Here is a 16,030-nt window from a genome sequence, read left to right on the forward strand (position 1 = left end):
GCAAAAATCGAGCGTCACTGAGGCATTCAGACGACGAGCGCCGGAGTTTGGCCAGCTTGGTAATTAAGCTGATCTGTCTCGAGTCGGCGTCCTGTCCAGCTTCGAATCCTCAACCGGAGGACTGAGCTCCGTGCATCAAATTGGTCTCGATCACGGCAGTGGGGAACAAGGTGCCATGACGATCGTCTCCTGCACGGAGATCCTCAGACGACGAATATGGGACATTTGGTCTCATGTCTATGTGACCAAGGTGTCATACGTCTATCTCCAGCCGGACTGGAACTGGCTATCTTGCCGGGGTTTTGTAGCACGGCTGATGCAAACCTGACTGGCTCGCTGCTGGTCCGAATTATTCGACGTGGAGATCGAGCGCGCCCTCCATGCGGGCGACGTATTCGCCATCGACCTCCGGAATGCACCCATGTCCTTGCGCCCAGGCTTACCGTCATTCTCTGCCAGACGTCACGGACTGCCTTGTGCCTGGCATTGCGCGCTCTTGATCGCAGGCTCGGCGGCAATCGGCTCCCTCGATGGCAGTGCTCTTGGGCGACTGTACTTTAGAACTCAAGGTCAAAGGGAATGCCGTCGACAAGAGCCGTTCAAAGGCAAAAAGATGTTCAACCAGACGCTTCTCAACGGCGATACGCTCAGCAACAGGCGAGCCACTTTTAAGTAATCGACGGCAGCGCCAGATTTCGTTCCGCAACCATCTGATCTCACTTAGTGTATCGTCAATTGAAGTCATCACGGATGTGGTGGTCCTGGAGCGTCAAGCAAGCTTTATCGCGCGGCACACGTTTGTGCCAGGTTCAATATCACCATCACGCCACGACCGTGGCGAGGAGTCTCCGCAGACCATAGCGTTTTACGGCGCTCCGGTTGGGTGATTTGCATAATTCCTGCGCGGCAAATCATTGATTGGTGTGCGAACAAATAACCAAGAGCCGGAGAACCGGTGATCGAGCTCCGACAACGCAGAGAGCTCGGCAGAACGACTGAACGCCGAGCAGATCGGAATCTCAAGTAGCCCTTGTGTAACGTAGACTGTCGATATCTGTCCCCCGGGATCGAAAGGTCGTTCGCAGCATCACGCTCGCATCTAGGTCGCGAAACATGCTGTAATTCTGACGGATCCACTGATGTAGCTCGGTTGACCAGTCCTTCTCGTGGCGCAGATACCCAGTAAAGGAAAAGCCAAGCCGATCTATATATCTGTTGAGGAACGGCGGAAGCGCGGCGATCCGAAGAATGCGTTCGCCGTCAATCGCTTCAGATAATCCGCCACGTAGCACGAATTCATTGTGAATGGTGACCAGCGAATTGGCCGGAATTCGCCGCCGCAGCATTTCGTAACCGCGAAGAGAAATGCGTTCAGCGCCTGAAACGAAGAGTATCATGGGAGCGACATAACGGCGCTCCGTCTCCTTCATGAAGCCAATCTCCTCGCACATCTTGAAGAACTCATCGAAGGCGTGAAAGCCGAGATCAATCACCTTCGGCACCCGATCGTGGATGACAAGAGGGTCCATCAGCTGCATCTTGCTGTAAGTGTCGATCAGATCTGCGGTTTCAGTGATGTTTGGCAGGTAGTCGAGCAGCGATGGCTCGTTCAAGTTGACGTCGATCGACAGCGCTGTGCCGTGTTTGAGCAACAAGAACTCGCTCATAATCCGGGCGATGAGAGTTTTACCGACCTGCGGGCTAGGAGAGCATATGATGTAGATGGGCGTCGCTAACATAGCCAGCAAGTCAGTTTTAGTTCGTACGCGGGCAGCCGAAGCTTACCGAATATGCGCCTAATCGTCGCCGGCCCGGGTGCCGGACTTTGCCCCGGCCAATTCCGTCAAGTTAATCCGGTCAAATTCGCTCCAGACGTTTGCCAGCCAGTGGCGGACATAGCCTCGAAGCACGAAGGAGTTGTTCGCAGGTTCATCGTTACGCCCCTTGTTTGCGACGAAGTCTATAAAAGGCACGGATGCTACTTCCACCTGCTCGTATGCCATCTCGTTAAGTTTTGGTATTACCAGCTCTGTCGCATGTTTGATGCGGTGAAAATACGAATTATACGTCGCTTGATCCCACTGGAAGAATTGAGTGTCGTTGATGAAGTTCTTGACTAGATAGTACTTTGCGCCGCTCATGAAGGTCGCGGTTTCCGCGATCTCGTCCAGTGAAGCGATAGATGATCCAAGAATATGGAACACAGCAAACGTAATCTGGCCAGACCGCGCCGAGTCCAGAAATCCGATGTCGCGTAAAGAAGCCAGCGCAGACGATAGTAATCCTGCGCGAGCATCAATGACAGTAACGGACAGACCTGCGTTTAGCGTGTCGAATATCTTCATCTGGTCCGCCGTCGTCGTCATGTCGACGATCTCGGTGATCCCGGGATAAAAGCGCTTCAGCGTTCCCCGTGGAGACTCCGTGTCAAAGGCGCGAGTTTGAACTTTGTTGACGCTGAAGTAGTCCAGTAGCGTTCGTGATACGGTCGTTTTACCCACTCCACCCTTATCCGCACCTACCACAATTACAACTGGCTTCACCATAGGAATCTCCTGAGACACTCGCTTATGCCGTGCGCAGATGCGCAACCGACGCGGCTCTGCTTTGGGTGCGAACGTGGCAGAAAGAAGGGGCGATGAACCGCATGCGCAATTGATCTGCGACTGATGGACGTTTTCAACATCAACCGATTGACGTCCTTGGATTGCAACGACTATGGAGGCCGAGATGGGGCGTAAATCACTCGTACTGGTGGTCTACGTGAGGTTTGTAAGCGGCTGTAATGCGCGCCGCCGCCATATCTCTGCCCCGCCATCTAGATTGGCATGAAGCGACCGAATCCTACGTAGGGTCGGATTACGAGCGCGGGGAAGCGCAATCGAGTCGGGCGGCGCTGTCCCCGTGATAGCTCGGAAATCAACACAGGTGTGATGGATCAGACCGTTTTCTGTTCGGCAGACAAGCGCCGAGAGATGAGGCTCAACAACCGATCTCTCACTCTGCTGAACAGTATTGTGATACGCGGCGTGCGCAAAGAACCGCGGAGGTGATCATGGGTCGAGTGAAAATGCAGATCAATCGCGCGAGGCCGGGCCGCTCAGGAAGGGTCTTGAAGACATGTCCGGCAGAACCTTCCCTGAGCAGGCCAGCAACCATGTGGCTTGCGGGAGGTATTTGAATGCGCTCCTGAGTCGCGCCGCCTGTGAGGGCAGATTCCATCGCTATCAACGGGGCAGTGGAATCCTGCACGATCCGGGCTTCAATACCGCAAGACGAAGCTCTTCGCTAATCCTGGTCCGGGCAAGCGTCCTCGCGGCGGCGAGCGAATTTGCCGAGCCGAGCATCGCGATTGGGAGCGCGGCTCCCGGAGGAGGATCTCACGTCCTGTGCAAGGATGGATCATGAGCGTCTCCCCGTGTGAAGGTGGACTCTTTGATAAGATAGCGGGCCACCGACCGTTTCTTGTCGAGCCATTTCCACATGGCCTCGTGCAACTGCTGTACACCGACGGCGTGGATGCGGTCTGGCCAGCCCCGAATATCGTCAATGGATAATCTTGTCAGGCCACGGCCATGCAGCATTTCGGTTGCGAATGGCCGAGGTAAACAATTGGTCAATCTCCGCTAGCGTCGATGAGACGGAAAAAGTCATAGTTGTGTGCGCGATGCTGTTTCTGGAGGCAAGGGATGCGGACACAAAGGACCGCTGTCCGCCTTCGAATCATCACTAAACGAATTGCTCAAATTGGTTAGTGAGGATTCCAAGACAGGGCAGTTCACAGCCATCCTGATTGAGATTGCAAATCGAAACGTGCTTAGTTCGGCCTAGCTGTTGCTACACTCCGCTATCCGGCCAATAAACTGAGCCAACGGGCTGCAGAAGCGCCCGAACGGAGCGCTGCCGAGCCGGGATTTCATGTCGATGTGCTCCTTGTGGCTATCGGCCACCGCCATGTCGGCAACGTTCTGCCAACCATTCACAGCCTCCACTCCGAGCGCTAACAGATCGAAAATGGTTTTCGAGCAAGTTCTTGCCCGAGATTGCAGGGGAGGAGATCCACACATGACAGGACCGGCCGTTATGGAAGATGTGCGCCGTTATCGCGCGATAGCTTCGTTGTGCCGTCAGTCCGCGGCATTCCGGCCAACCCAACGAGCCTCATTGCTAGCGCAAGCTACAGAGTGGGAGGAACGCGCGATCGCGGAGATCGAGACATACTTTAGTTGTTCTGCTGCACGTCCTGCTTGATTGCGCTCGACGATCAAAAAAGCGTCGCGATCTGGTCAATAGGCCGGATCATGAAAGGCAATGCTAGCTAAACGATCCAGTCGGCAAGCGGGCGCGCTGGAAATTCACGTGAGAGCTTCGAATAGAACGATCTACACCTCAGCTCTGCGAACGCTTTCGCCTCGCAGACGCTGTGCCAAAGTCGCCGCTACGACGAGGTCGCGGGGCTGGCACCGATTGAATATTCCGCGCGGATGGTAAGCCTAGCTTTCGGCAAGCTAACAGCAAAGCCTCAAGACGCTACCATTCCGAGCCGCTCCCGCATTGGCCCGTTCGAGATAGCGCCGCGAAGTGCCGGCCGTCCTCCTGCGGTGCTGGGTTGGCGCCGCTGGTCTCCGTCTTACCTTCAAGGGCCAGGGACAGGTTTAAATTATTGCGCAGCATCAGGTTTGCGGGTTCCGCAGCGAGAGCTTGGCGGTACAGTTCTTGCGCCTCTCGATGCTGGCCTTCGTGATCGAGAACAACTGCTTTGGCATTCAATGCGCGCAGGTCGCCAGGGGCTGCCGATAAGATGCCGTCGAGGACCTCAAGCGCATCGTTCGGGCATTTGCGAGCCATCAAGGCCCGCGCAAGAGGAATGGCCGCATCCACATTGTCAGGTTGTTGCTTCAGCGCATCGCGTAAGGCTTTCTCGTCAGCATCGCGACCGAGGGCGTGAGCGATGCGCTCGCGCATAGCAGGATCGAGCTCCTTGGCCCCGAGCAGCTCTGCCGTGGACGCCGGCTGATGTGAAAGACCAGACTTGTGTGAGCCAGCGCAACCTGCGAGCAGCACGATGGCAATCATGGGGAGAACGGCCAAGCACGAATGGCGAGGAAAGTGACGCCAGCGGCGCAGAATGTCAGCCTTATGTGAATTCATAAGCGATCTCACCCACAACTACGCTCGTCAGCCAGCCGCAGGGAGGAGGTCACGATGGCCGCCTGTAGGAGCCTTGTCCTTGCCAGGCGCAAGTTTTACGGAGCCAATCGGCTGGACGGTGAAATCCGGGGCGAGATCCTGATACGAGAGAACGGGTAGGTCTATTCCATTGCGGGTGAGAAAGCCGCGGATGAAGCGCCGGATATCCATCGAGCCCAGGATCACCGGCTGGTTCTGACTGCGTGCGATGCTCGAATGGATCTGACGAAATTGCGCAAGCAACATCTCGCTTTGCCGATCCTCCAAAACGAGGTAGGGACCGACAGCGGTCTCGCGCACCGCACTGCGCACGATATCCTCGGTCTCACGCTCGACGATAAAGGCCGCCACAACACGATGGACGTTGGCGTAGCGGTGACAGATCTGTCGCTTCAGCGCGGAGCGCACATATTCGGTGAGCAGTACGGCGTTTTGCTCGCGTTCGCTCCATTCTGCTAGCGCCTCCAAAACCAGACGGGTGTTCCGGATCGGAATGCCCTCGTCCAGCAAGCGACGTAGGACATCCGCGATGCGAGGGATCGGTGTCGTTCGCAGCACCTCTTTCACCAGATCGGCATATTCCAGTTCCATCCGGCCAAGCAACTGACGTGTCTCCTGAATGCCCACCAGGCGCTGTGCATAGCGTGTCAACGTGGACTGGATCCGCAAGGCGATGATTTCGCTCGGACGGTGATGCCCTATTCCGGCAGCTTTGAGAGCAGGCGCATGGCGTTGTTCGATCCAGATCCGATTCGTGTCTTGCTCGTGCCAAAAGGGGATCCCGCTCAAATCAATGTTCGCCACGTCGTCGTTAAGTAAGAGTTGTGTAGGTTTAATGCCGCCCTCTTCCACGGGCACTCCTTCGACATCCACCCGGAATTGCGACTGGGCCAGGTGCGTTGCGCTTTGGGCGGGAATGCGTGGAATAGTGATGCCCAGATCAGCTGAAACCCGCGCCGAAACCCGAGCGACGCACTGCTCCAGTTCCCCTACGTCGATCGCCTGCATCAGGCTCGGCGCTAGCAACAGCGTAATCGGAAGTGCTTCCGCCGGCACGGCTTGCTTCTGACCCTGTGCGGAAGCGGGAGCCGAACCCGTGGGACCAGCGCCAGCCTTGGGAGCGGTCTTGCCCTCTTGCACGCCAACCTTGAGAAAGCTGGCGGCGGAGAAGAGGGCGGCCAGTATGATAAAGGGGAGCAAAGGGAAGCCAGGAACGAACCCCATCACAAGCAAGACACAGGACGCCAAGCGTAGCGCTTGTGTGCTGGCCGTAAGTTGGTTGACGATATCGGCGCCGAGATTGAGTTTGGAAGGACCGTTGACACGAGTGACAATGGTTGCGGCGGTAATTGACAGCAGCAGGGCAGGAATCTGCGAAATGAGGGCATCACCGATCGTCAGGATCGTGTATTGATGCATCGCCTCCTCGAGGGACATGCCCCTGGACAGCGATCCGATCGTGATGCCACCCAGCATGTTGATACAGATGACTATGAGTCCGGCTATGGCATCGCCCTTTACGAATTTCATAGCGCCGTCCATTGCGCCGTGCAGTTGACTTTCTCGCTCCAGCGCGCCGCGCCGGCTGCGGGCTTCGTGCTGATCGATATGGCCGTTGCGTAGCTCCGCGTCGATCGCCATCTGCTTGCCCGGCAACGCATCGAGGGTGAAGCGCGCCGATACCTCCGCCACCCGTTCGGCGCCCTTGGCGAGAACCATGAACTGCACCATGGTCACGATCAGGAATATGACAATGCCGACGGCGATGTTGCCGGATATGACAAAATCGCCGAAGGTATGAATGATGCTGCCGGCATCGCCCTCGGCCAGGATCAGTCGCGTCGTTGCAACTGTAAGAGCGAGACGAAACACGGTGGAGATCAGTATGACCCCCGGCAGGGACGAAAAGTCGAGTGGCGTGTTGAGATACAGGGCTACCATCAACAGCAATATGGCAAACCCCAGATTGAAGCCGATCAGCATATCGATCACCACGATCGGGATCGGCATGATCATCATTCCGATTGCCAGAAGAAGCATCAACGCGACCATCAAATCGGGGTGAGCCGGCGCGCGCGTGATGAGTTTTCTTAGAAGGTTGGCCATGGGAAGCCTTATTGTTGTTCGATTGCAGCTGTGCTGCCACGCAACAAAACATAGCGTTTGAAGACGGCTCGCGCTTCGGTCATGCGGCCAGCGTGACGCAGGGCGTGGCTGCGCATCAGCATCAAGGGCAGACACGAAGACGGCTCATCATCCAGTCTGTCAAGCTTGTCCAATACCGACAGTGCTTCGTCACCGCGACGCTCCGAGATGAGAGCGTAGGCTAGGATGCGGAGCAGGCCGATGTCTTGAGACTGTTCGTGGGCGATCAGCCGTAACAGAGTCAGGCTCTTGGCGCTTTGTCCACACGCAAGGTGGGCATAAGAAAGCACGCAGAGCAAATCTCGCTCAGGCCCGGAGATCAGCTCGACAGCGCCGGCTTCGGCAACGATTGCCGGCTGTGTAGATGTGGAGTGTTGCACTTTGTCTGACCCGGCCTTTACTAGCCTTTGATCAAGCCGTTGTGGCTCTGTCGGAGCAGGATTAATCGCTTCAGCTCCAGTTGCAGAAGCGCGGCGCCTTCACGTGAACCCAAATCTTCGGGGGGCGCGGCTGATAGCGTATCAGCCAAACGCTCCAGAAGAAGGCCGTGTTGCTCTGGACGCAGAACATGCGAATGACGTAAGCGCGGTGTCACGAAGGAGAGGAGACTTTGCGCCAGAGTGGGCTCATTAAGCCAAGCGAGTGTCGAGCCCGGTTCCACTTGACCTGGCGAGGCGCGCGCCTCGTCGAGATTGATGCGCGAAACTGCATCGATCGAACTGAGCTCGAGCGCGCTCTCGATCGTGGAGTCCACCAACCGATCCAGCACGTGGCTATGATGAGAAATTGAGGTGTGGCTCTTGTTATCATTCCCCCGTGTCCGATCAATCCAGATGGACTTGGCTCGAGAATTAACCGGAGTGTTGTCAGATGCATGATGGTCAACGTTTGGCTCCTGAAAAGAGGTGCCAGGCTCGAGGGCATTGGGGGGAAGCCTAGTCATGGCACTTTCGTTCCTTACCTGCGGCCTAAAAACTAATAGGGTAGAGTGGCAAGCCGGCCATCCCGGCTCAGCAGAACACGCCCTTTCTCAATCCCGTAGACGGTCCATCCATTGGTCAGGAGCGCGCCGACGAAATACTTTTGACCAGCAATGACAATATAGGGATCGCTCCCGCGCCAAACAGCCTCGACCCCGATTGTGGGGGGCGTCTTCTCATCCTTGATGGCGACCGCATTGACGAGCGTATAAGCCCCATGGCTATTGTGATCAAACCGCTGCTGGACGTCTCGCCATGTGGGGAGCGAGGCGGGTGTAACGGTGCCGTCGGCAGTGACAACGCCCGCCCCAGAGCCGATCTTGATCCCGACAAGGCCTGCTCTATCAACCTCCTCTTGCAGCCGCCCGGCAGCTGCATCGGTGGCGAGAGCATCAGGAGCGCTGAGCGCCAGTTTTGGTGCAATGTCGCTAGCTGGGGACGACGCACTTGATGCCATGCTGCTGTCGGTCTGGACAAAACTGGATGCGACTGCGGCAACGGCGGCAGAGCTGATCAGGGCCAGGGCGAGCACTGCGAGCAATATACGCCGGCGGTGGATGGAGCCAGCTTGTTTGTAGTCCTCGATTGTCCAGCGAATTGACATCGCGCCGGCATGCAAAGTGACAGGAAGAGCGACAACAATTGGCTCATTTGGTAAAATTGTCTCGTGCCCCTCGATCCTGACGTCCCCCGCAAGGGCCTCGATCTCGATTGCATTGGAATGCGGGGTGACACGAAGATGGCGCGGTTCGAGGCCTTGTTCGACGAAGATTAAGTCTGCATCGAGGCTGCTGCCAATCAGGCACGATCCGGTCCCTACTTTACCTGTCAGCCCGGAATAACACCCCGACAGCACTTCGAAATGCGGGCAATTTGGTTCATTCACGGTTGGTTTCCTGAACAGCGAACGGGACCGTACGGCAAAACCGTACGGCCCGTTGCGACTTCACAGACTAAGCAGCCGGGGAAGGTGGGGCGGCGACGCCGCCCCGTTTCGTCCCTTACTGCACCCGTTCGTCGGCCGCTTTCTTGACAGTCGAGAGCTCGGTCGAGACGACGCGAAGTTCCACGTCCCTCTCAGCAGCCTTTGTGCTGGTCGCAGTCAGAGCTGCAATTTGCCGTTGGAATGCCGCCTCTCCAGCAACTTCAGCGGCGGTGGAAGTGGCTGCAGCAGTTGCGGTGCCGGCTGCCCCACCTGCGGCTGAGGTATGAGACGCACCAACATTTTTAGTCATACTATTCTCCTGTGTGCTCGAATTTCGCCGCTACATGCGGCGACTATTTCCTAGCGTCGCAATATGCGGCGTCAGGAATCCTCGTCTGTCTCGGCCATGACATCGTCGAAATGGCTCATTGCACTATTCGCAAATTGGAGAGCAACGGCTCCCAGAGCGACGTTGAACGCTTGCTGCATGGCGGCTTCATGCGAGTTGCCGCCTGGAGTGGAGGCGCCGCTGTTTACGGGAATGTTTGCATCAGGCGATCGGCCATGATTCTCGCGCTCGCCCGGCTTGTGAGATCCTGTTTTGCCGCCACTTTTGCCGCCGGCGGCGTGGAGGTCAGCATCAGCGTGCCCAGCGACGTTAGAGCTCGTAACGCGCATCGGGTTCTCCTATGTCAGTTCGATGTGCCAATGGAGGCAATTTCCACCCTTCAGTATGCAAGTCTTAGCTTTCGACAAGCTGACGAGCCGTAGAAGTGCAATGAGCCGATCGTCGATCCTCATTAAACGTCTTCACCAGCACGCCGTATTTGATAGGTCGCCGGCGAAAGCTGGAGATCAGATGGATAGAGACAAGCGATGGTCTGTGAAGCTTGATCGGGTGAACACGTTGCTCATCGCTTCGAAAGCGTTCAAAGGCGGAATATCAAAGGCACTACTAATAAGAGCGTTTTGGGGCCGACGTGCTGCAAGCTCGGGCTCACGTTCGTTGCGATGCCTCCGAGCTCTTTTCAGCGATTTGCTTGCGGTCAGGCGAAGCGGCGCGGAGCCTGACCCGGTCGGGAGCGAGGCGGACAGTCAGAGTGACGGCTGATTTAGCACCGGAACGATCCATCGATCCCGAGGCAGCCTTATGGCAGATCCGTCGATCGCGACCTTTCACGGAGAGCGATTAGGAGCCCGCCGCTCGACTAAAAGCCCATCGGTTCCTACCGCTCGCGACCAAGGTGCTCTCGATCCTTGTGCAATCGACAGGCTTGGCGCTGCGGCCAGTCTGTGGCGCAATGTTATTGCATCGTGTGTTGAGAGGCGGCGTCAGCGGCAGACTGGGTTTGAGGTCGGACTTGGGCGATCGAGTGCGGCCAACATACATGCGCATTGAAGTACCGAAATCAGTTCCCCGGATTCCGGGGCGGTCTCAAGTATCTGGTAGAGCTTGCGCCACCTACTGCTCGGCAGAGAGGCCCAACCGCGCGGAGGCCGCGCAAGCTCAGTTTCCAGCGTGATGAGAGGATAGCTCTTGGCCTAAGCGTAAGCGCCTGCAGCTTGCAAGCGATCGGACTCGATGCGGGCCTTCAGGCTATTCAGATAATCCTCCGCGTAGGACTGGGCCACCGAAACCGGCAGGTTGATGCCGGCGGTCGCGGCTTCTTGAATTGCCTGCTTCACCAGGCCTTCTCGCATTGCTAATTTGACCTCAGGTCCCGCGATGCAGCCCACCGCCTGTGCCGCAAGGCTCAGCCCGGCTTCTTCCAGCGCTTGCTTTATGTTGCCGCCACTGATCGCAGTGTGAAGAAGATTTGCAGCTTGCGCCTCGGCCTCGAGCACCATTGACGCCAGATCGGTCAATTCACCCAACCCTGGAATGAAGCCAAGTACACCGACTGCAGTCGCGGCCCAGTCGAGTACCTTAGAGCCAACTTTGAGCACGTCATTAAGTGCGTGCATGAAGGCGCCACCGTTCTTTTTGGGGGTTTTGACATCGGGCTGGTCTGTCACGCCCATCGTCATGTCCGCGACCGCGTCTTGCTCGGCAGGCGTTCGGGCGGCATGCGTCTTCACCTGATGGACGGTGCGGTTCGCGCCCGACATGTTGTTGAAGAACTGCTTGAAGTCGCTGTTGCTGATGTTGCCGGAATCGACCGTATGCCCGCCGCCGAAGTCGAAGAACTTGTGGTGGGTTTTGTAGCCCGTAATAGCGTTGTTCATCAGCCCGAACAACACAGGATCCGAGAGCAGCTGGGAGGCCGCCTTTCGCACCTCGGGCGCGAGGCTCTTATCATCGACCATGCTCGCCAGATTTTCCAAGGTCAGGTCGCCCTTCCCGAAGAAAGCGTTTTGGTTCGTGCTGATGGTATTGAGAGTATCGAGCTCGGACTGCGTGAGATTCATCGATGATGAAGCAACCTGCAGGAAGTCCTCCTTGTGAACCTTGTCTATCGAGCCACCGTACAACTGCTTCCATTCATCCGGGTGGTCGAGGAAATATTGAGCGGCCGCCAGGACCTGCGGCGGGCATTTGCCAGTTTTAGCTTCGCCGTCGACGATCCGCTTGAAATCCGCAAGGCTCAGGGTCCTAGGGAGGTTGTCGGAATACCGATAGAGCTCGCGCAATGCATCGGTCTGGGTCATAACGGATGGCTCGCCATTCCGGGTGCCATCGGAAGGGATGTAGTTTTGCGTATAGCTCTTTGCCCGCTGCTCCTGGAAGGCAGCAACCTGCGGATGGTGGTCGGAGAAGCCGGAGAGATCATCTGCTTTGATCTTCCCGCCGCAGCGGCCGTCACCTTGCGAACCTATCGCATAGAAGAGCTCTGGGTCCTGTTGCAGAGCCTCAATCGCCGCCTTTAGATCGGGCGGTGTGGACGGATCGTTGGCCAGATCTCCAAGAGATTTCCAATCCAGCGGACATTTGTCTTTGTGTCGGTTCAGCACTGACACAATCTGCAGCTCGGAATCGGTCAGCGTACCGCTGTTCCACGTAATCCTGGAGCTTTGTACGGGTGCCTCTGCAATCTTCGGGACGCTCACAGTGGTGGAGGAATCGGGCGAGGAAGACTCTGGGGTCTCTTGACATCCGTCCAGTGCGGCCTTGATCTCCGGCGGGAGGATGTTCCGCACCTCCTGCGTAAGTTCCTCGGTCAGCTGCTTGGCTGGGTCCGTAGCCGCCGGATCCTGCGGTGCGGAATGGGCCTCGGTTTTGTCTTTCAACGAGAAACTAGCCAGCATCGCCTCGAAATTTGAAAGATCCCGCGCCGATGATGGCCCCGGGGCCAGTGCGGATAAAGTCGTGCTGGCGGTTAGCGATACGTTGTTGACTGACATTATACGTCCTCTGATTTGAGATCGCACCACAACCGGTCATGTGGCGCAGCCCGAGAATGGCGACGAACCGCGAGCAAGAAATGTCGATAGGCGTCTGGCTCCTACCGCTTGCTTCCGATTGCTCCGTGCGCCTCCAGCACTCAGTTTCCCTACAATCTATAGGCACATCGCCCCTAGACATTCACGCCGTATGATAGGTTTGATTAGCTTTCCAAAAGCTGACGGCGCGCAGAGGTTTCACGACGAGACGCAAAATGACAGTTTGTGAAAGACGGCGATGGGGCCTCGATATCGGAATCGGCCTGCTTGCTGTGCCCGATCACTCGCCTCTCCGGGCCAACTACCCGTCCTGGCTGTGCCTCACATGACCGAATGCGAGAGAGGGTTTTATTCATCTCAGACCCTCGCTGGACCATACTCTTTGACTGGCGCTTCGAGCGAACACTCGCCAAGCGGCTAAGCATGATGACATGAAGAATGCCTGGCGCGTCGATCCGGAAGAATACCGTCGGACTATCTCGATTATCATTCGGTATATAGTTCAACGTCCCAGGCGCCGTCGGTACAAGATCGCGGTTCCCTAGCATTTCGATCAGAGCATACCTCGCAGTTTGGCCAGTGAAGAACCACTTGGTCTGGCGCGACGACATTTCGTCAAGGCGAAATCTCCAATCTCCAGCGGAGCAACCGGTGCGCGCAACGTGGGCTATGCCCGCGTTAGCCCAGGATCTATAATTGCCAAACAGGGTCGTTGCCGAAATCGGAGGCGTCCGCGGTATTGAGCGATCGGCTGTTGGGATGTGGGCCGCTCGCTGATGGCTCGAGACGCGATGATCTGCCTCCGAGGACCAGTGGGACGCTGGGCTGTTGTCCACCGGGCTTAGCACGGCAAAGTCCATCCTGTTCGTCCCTTTGAAAAACCGGCTGGCTTTCATTCTTGTGCGACGAAGCTCATTTGCATGACGGATTTCGTAGAGTTGTTCAAAAGCTCGCGTGAGGCGCTAAAGTGCAAAGCGCGACCGCCAATGCTGCTGGCCAAAAGTCTGGGTCGCATCCGGCTGCGGTCTGGACTTTTATTGCGCCGTGCTGCGGCAACGGCCATCTACACACCCGAGCTCTGACATTGGCAGCAGTAGCTTTCGTAAAGCCGACACAGGTCATAAGCATAAGTCATTTATTAGTTGAATCGGGTGTGTGGACCACGCCCTCTTGATGTGATACCTCCGGCGAAGGATTGTCATTCGGTCGTCCTTCGCGAACGACCACGCTGGAAGATCCCCGAAATAGCATCAAAACAGAGTCGTTCGGTGGCTTTCCGCTACCGCTCGGGTTTCGTCGTGCCTGTGCCTCGGCCACAAGTCCTTTCAGTGTTTGCTCCACGAGCGCGACAAAGCGGGGTGGACCAGAGGCGAAGACGAGGCCATCCCCCGGTACTGCTCTGACAATGTAACGCTCGTCTGAGATGTTGAGTGCATCGAGTGCCGCCTTGAACGCATCAAAGTTGATTGGGCTCGAGACCAAAAGGCGGCTCTGCGCCTCATGCGCGTCGGATACGTAGAGCACCAGCCCATCGTAGTACCATTGGAGATTGTACAAATTGATCAACCGTTCGAGGAAGTCTCGCGGTGGGAGATCGGGCATTCGCCCGCGAATCCGCCCCTTCACCCCGGTGCTGACATTGACTCTGATATTTAGGTTGTTGCCGAATTCCTGCAGCGCGGCCGCGAGGTCCTGATCCAGAACTGTGTAACTATAAGGCGTCGACGGCAGCGCCAGGGGCGCGCCGAGCGCCTCAACGACGCCCAAGGAAATGAAAACACCGGCATAGAGAACTTTCTTCAAGTTGTGCTGTCCTGTGGAGGAGATGAGCATTTCTGCTCTTTTACACATGAAAACGAGCACCGGATGAAAGCCGATGCTTCCCCCCAAATTGGAAGCTGACCGTGATCATTAAATGGCAGCTGCTCGTCAGTTTTCGGTCAGCTTGCTTTTCTAAGGTCCCGCCCCATTCGTGTGAACAGATGGCTCATCTCACTACGGGATAGCAATGATTTCCTCCATGTTGTTCGACATCAAGTCGGTCTCTTCCAATTCGGTCGAGTGTGCCGCCGGCGGATGCTCGCCGGCACATGCCCAGTTCGACGAGAGTCTTGCGCAGGCCGCCTCGAGCCAAGGTGCTGGCTCTTCTGTGGCCGAGCGCACGCCGGCTCCATCGCTGCCGGAAGTCCAGCGCGCTGTCACGCCGGCGAGCCCGTTCGGCGATCGCATCCTTCAGAGCATTTCTGCTATGCACCAGGTTACACCATTTCCGTCGAGTGCAGTTTCGCCGACGATCGTCGACGAGCCTAATCCTACCAAGAGTCTGCAGCTTGGCCCGGCGGCGCAACCAGTCTTGCGTGTACAGCAAATCGAGGTACGTCCAGCGGGCAAACCGGAAGGTGTGGATCATTTCGAATCGGCGCTGGTGAATCTGCGGGGTGTTTACAACGGCGTCATCCAGGTTTCGCTCCTCTCGAAGGGGACAGGTGCTGTTAGTTCATCTCTGAATAAGCTTCTATCGGCGGGCTGAGCGACCCTTTGGCTGTCTTGACGAAAGATAAGCTCAGGAGCGGCTGTCCCGCAGGAAAGCGGATTTATGCTCTCGTTCTGTTGCCGCTCTTGCTGAGCCTGGCCGGCTGCAAAGCTGACCTGTATACCAAAGTTCAGGAGCGCGAAGCTAACGAGATGCTTGGGCTGCTCCTGAGCAAGGGTGTCGATGCCATTCGTGTCGTGGGTAAGGATGGGACCAGCACAATTCAGGTGGAGGAAAAGCAGCTCGCCTACTCAATCGAGCTGCTGAATGACCAGGGCCTGCCGCGCCAACCGTTCAAGAGCCTTGGTGAGGTGTTCAAGGGGGCGGGCCTTGTTGCCTCTCCGGTTGAGGAGCGAGCTCGCTACGTCTATGCTCTCAGCGAAGAATTGTCGCGCACGATCAATGATATCGATGGGGTTCTCTCCGCGCGTGTTCATGTCGTTCTGCCGAAGAATGATCTTTTGCGACAGGATGCAACTCCGTCCTCGGCGTCGGTGTTCATTCGACACGCCTCGAACGCCAAGCTCTCAGCGTTGCTACCGCAGATCAAGATGCTCGTCGCCAACAGCATCGAAGGTCTATCATACGACAAGGTGGCGGTCGTGTTCGTGCCGGTTGAGCGGGCTCAGCATGAGGTCTCCGTCGTGCCAGCAACAGCTTCCGCTGGTCCAAGCAAGTTGATCGCAACCCACATCGCGGTCGGTGCAGGAGGTGCGCTCGCCGCGTTGGCCATGCTATCTTTGCTGCTGAGCACACGTGGGCAACAGCTTCGTCAATCCTGGCGCAAAGTGACAAGTCTCGGCAGAGATGCCGGCAAGCCGACGGTCCGGTCCGCCGGCAAAAAGCTCTCCTCCGACCCGAAATAGTGGCAGCAGG

General features: G+C 57.0%; 15 protein-coding genes. 4 read left to right on the top strand and 11 right to left on the bottom strand.

What is annotated here, in order from left to right:
• Positions 1 to 530 precede the first annotated feature (530 nt).
• Positions 531 to 887, top strand: coding sequence for a hypothetical protein (locus ACVIIW_RS15045; RefSeq protein WP_456701462.1), 357 nt, complete (start codon positions 531 to 533; stop codon positions 885 to 887).
• 132 nt (positions 888 to 1,019) lie between these two features.
• Here the strand turns inward: ACVIIW_RS15045 and ACVIIW_RS15050 are convergent, their stop codons facing one another.
• Together ACVIIW_RS15050 and ACVIIW_RS15055 are read right to left on the bottom strand one after the other, a co-directional pair.
• Positions 1,020 to 1,739 (bottom strand): hypothetical protein, encoded by a 720-nt coding sequence (locus ACVIIW_RS15050; RefSeq protein WP_456701463.1) that lies wholly within the window; start codon positions 1,737 to 1,739, stop codon positions 1,020 to 1,022.
• Between the two features lie 57 nt (positions 1,740 to 1,796).
• Positions 1,797 to 2,546 (bottom strand): hypothetical protein, encoded by a 750-nt coding sequence (locus tag ACVIIW_RS15055; RefSeq protein WP_456701464.1) that lies wholly within the window; start codon positions 2,544 to 2,546, stop codon positions 1,797 to 1,799.
• A 1,519-nt stretch (positions 2,547 to 4,065) separates the two neighbouring features.
• Here ACVIIW_RS15055 and ACVIIW_RS15060 point away from each other — a divergent pair.
• Positions 4,066 to 4,251, top strand: a complete 186-nt coding sequence (locus ACVIIW_RS15060) for a hypothetical protein (RefSeq protein ID WP_456701465.1) — start codon at positions 4,066 to 4,068, stop codon at positions 4,249 to 4,251.
• A gap of 279 nt (positions 4,252 to 4,530) precedes the next feature.
• On the opposite strand, the gene ACVIIW_RS15065 is transcribed toward ACVIIW_RS15060, so the two are convergent.
• From ACVIIW_RS15065 to ACVIIW_RS15105, 9 genes are all read right to left on the bottom strand, one after another.
• Complete coding sequence (locus ACVIIW_RS15065) at positions 4,531 to 5,076, bottom strand: tetratricopeptide repeat protein (protein WP_456701466.1); 546 nt, start codon at positions 5,074 to 5,076, stop codon at positions 4,531 to 4,533.
• A 102-nt stretch (positions 5,077 to 5,178) separates the two neighbouring features.
• Positions 5,179 to 7,296 carry a type III secretion system export apparatus subunit SctV gene (sctV, locus tag ACVIIW_RS15070; RefSeq protein ID WP_456701467.1) on the bottom strand — a complete coding sequence of 706 codons (2,118 nt, stop codon included), beginning with the start codon at positions 7,294 to 7,296 and terminating at the stop codon, positions 5,179 to 5,181.
• 8 nt (positions 7,297 to 7,304) lie between these two features.
• Complete coding sequence (sctY, locus tag ACVIIW_RS15075; protein ID WP_456701468.1) at positions 7,305 to 7,715, bottom strand: type III secretion apparatus assembly chaperone SctY; 411 nt, start codon at positions 7,713 to 7,715, stop codon at positions 7,305 to 7,307.
• Between the two features lie 20 nt (positions 7,716 to 7,735).
• A complete protein-coding gene (locus ACVIIW_RS15080) occupies positions 7,736 to 8,089 on the bottom strand; it encodes a hypothetical protein (protein WP_456701469.1) in 354 nt (117 codons plus the stop codon).
• A gap of 221 nt (positions 8,090 to 8,310) precedes the next feature.
• A complete protein-coding gene (locus ACVIIW_RS15085) occupies positions 8,311 to 9,201 on the bottom strand; it encodes a SctD/MshK family protein (protein ID WP_456701470.1) in 891 nt (296 codons plus the stop codon).
• Positions 9,202 to 9,316: 115 nt separating this feature from the next.
• Complete coding sequence (locus ACVIIW_RS15090) at positions 9,317 to 9,550, bottom strand: nodulation protein NopA (RefSeq protein ID WP_456701471.1); 234 nt, start codon at positions 9,548 to 9,550, stop codon at positions 9,317 to 9,319.
• A gap of 71 nt (positions 9,551 to 9,621) precedes the next feature.
• A complete protein-coding gene (locus ACVIIW_RS15095) occupies positions 9,622 to 9,918 on the bottom strand; it encodes a hypothetical protein (RefSeq protein WP_456701472.1) in 297 nt (98 codons plus the stop codon).
• An 864-nt stretch (positions 9,919 to 10,782) separates the two neighbouring features.
• Positions 10,783 to 12,582 carry an HrpF/NolX family T3SS translocon protein gene (locus ACVIIW_RS15100; protein WP_456701473.1) on the bottom strand — a complete coding sequence of 600 codons (1,800 nt, stop codon included), beginning with the start codon at positions 12,580 to 12,582 and terminating at the stop codon, positions 10,783 to 10,785.
• A gap of 1,170 nt (positions 12,583 to 13,752) precedes the next feature.
• Positions 13,753 to 14,454, bottom strand: coding sequence for a secretin N-terminal domain-containing protein (locus ACVIIW_RS15105; RefSeq protein WP_456701474.1), 702 nt, complete (start codon positions 14,452 to 14,454; stop codon positions 13,753 to 13,755).
• A gap of 187 nt (positions 14,455 to 14,641) precedes the next feature.
• Between ACVIIW_RS15105 and ACVIIW_RS15110 the strand changes: the two genes are divergently transcribed.
• Both ACVIIW_RS15110 and sctJ read left to right on the top strand, forming a co-directional pair.
• A complete protein-coding gene (locus ACVIIW_RS15110) occupies positions 14,642 to 15,151 on the top strand; it encodes a nodulation protein NolB (RefSeq protein WP_456701475.1) in 510 nt (169 codons plus the stop codon).
• Between the two features lie 62 nt (positions 15,152 to 15,213).
• Complete coding sequence (gene sctJ, locus ACVIIW_RS15115; RefSeq protein ID WP_456705159.1) at positions 15,214 to 16,020, top strand: type III secretion system inner membrane ring lipoprotein SctJ; 807 nt, start codon at positions 15,214 to 15,216, stop codon at positions 16,018 to 16,020.
• The last annotated feature ends 10 nt before the right edge of the window (positions 16,021 to 16,030 follow it).

The sequence above is a fragment of the Bradyrhizobium sp. USDA 4449 genome, assembly GCF_054056275.1.

What these genes read in the sequence shown, in the direction of transcription:
- ACVIIW_RS15105 (WP_456701474.1), bottom strand. Translation starts at nt 14,454, where the DNA reads ATGCTCATCTCCTCCACAGGACAGCACAACTTGAAGAAAGTTCTCTAT.
- ACVIIW_RS15065 (WP_456701466.1), bottom strand. Translation starts at nt 5,076, where the DNA reads ATGATTGCCATCGTGCTGCTCGCAGGTTGCGCTGGCTCACACAAGTCT.
- ACVIIW_RS15055 (WP_456701464.1), bottom strand. Translation starts at nt 2,546, where the DNA reads ATGGTGAAGCCAGTTGTAATTGTGGTAGGTGCGGATAAGGGTGGAGTG.
- ACVIIW_RS15050 (WP_456701463.1), bottom strand. Translation starts at nt 1,739, where the DNA reads ATGTTAGCGACGCCCATCTACATCATATGCTCTCCTAGCCCGCAGGTC.
- sctV (WP_456701467.1), bottom strand. Translation starts at nt 7,296, where the DNA reads ATGGCCAACCTTCTAAGAAAACTCATCACGCGCGCGCCGGCTCACCCC.
- ACVIIW_RS15060 (WP_456701465.1), top strand. Translation starts at nt 4,066, where the DNA reads ATGACAGGACCGGCCGTTATGGAAGATGTGCGCCGTTATCGCGCGATA.
- ACVIIW_RS15095 (WP_456701472.1), bottom strand. Translation starts at nt 9,918, where the DNA reads ATGCGCGTTACGAGCTCTAACGTCGCTGGGCACGCTGATGCTGACCTC.
- ACVIIW_RS15110 (WP_456701475.1), top strand. Translation starts at nt 14,642, where the DNA reads ATGTTGTTCGACATCAAGTCGGTCTCTTCCAATTCGGTCGAGTGTGCC.
- ACVIIW_RS15090 (WP_456701471.1), bottom strand. Translation starts at nt 9,550, where the DNA reads ATGACTAAAAATGTTGGTGCGTCTCATACCTCAGCCGCAGGTGGGGCA.
- ACVIIW_RS15100 (WP_456701473.1), bottom strand. Translation starts at nt 12,582, where the DNA reads ATGTCAGTCAACAACGTATCGCTAACCGCCAGCACGACTTTATCCGCA.
- ACVIIW_RS15045 (WP_456701462.1), top strand. Translation starts at nt 531, where the DNA reads ATGGCAGTGCTCTTGGGCGACTGTACTTTAGAACTCAAGGTCAAAGGG.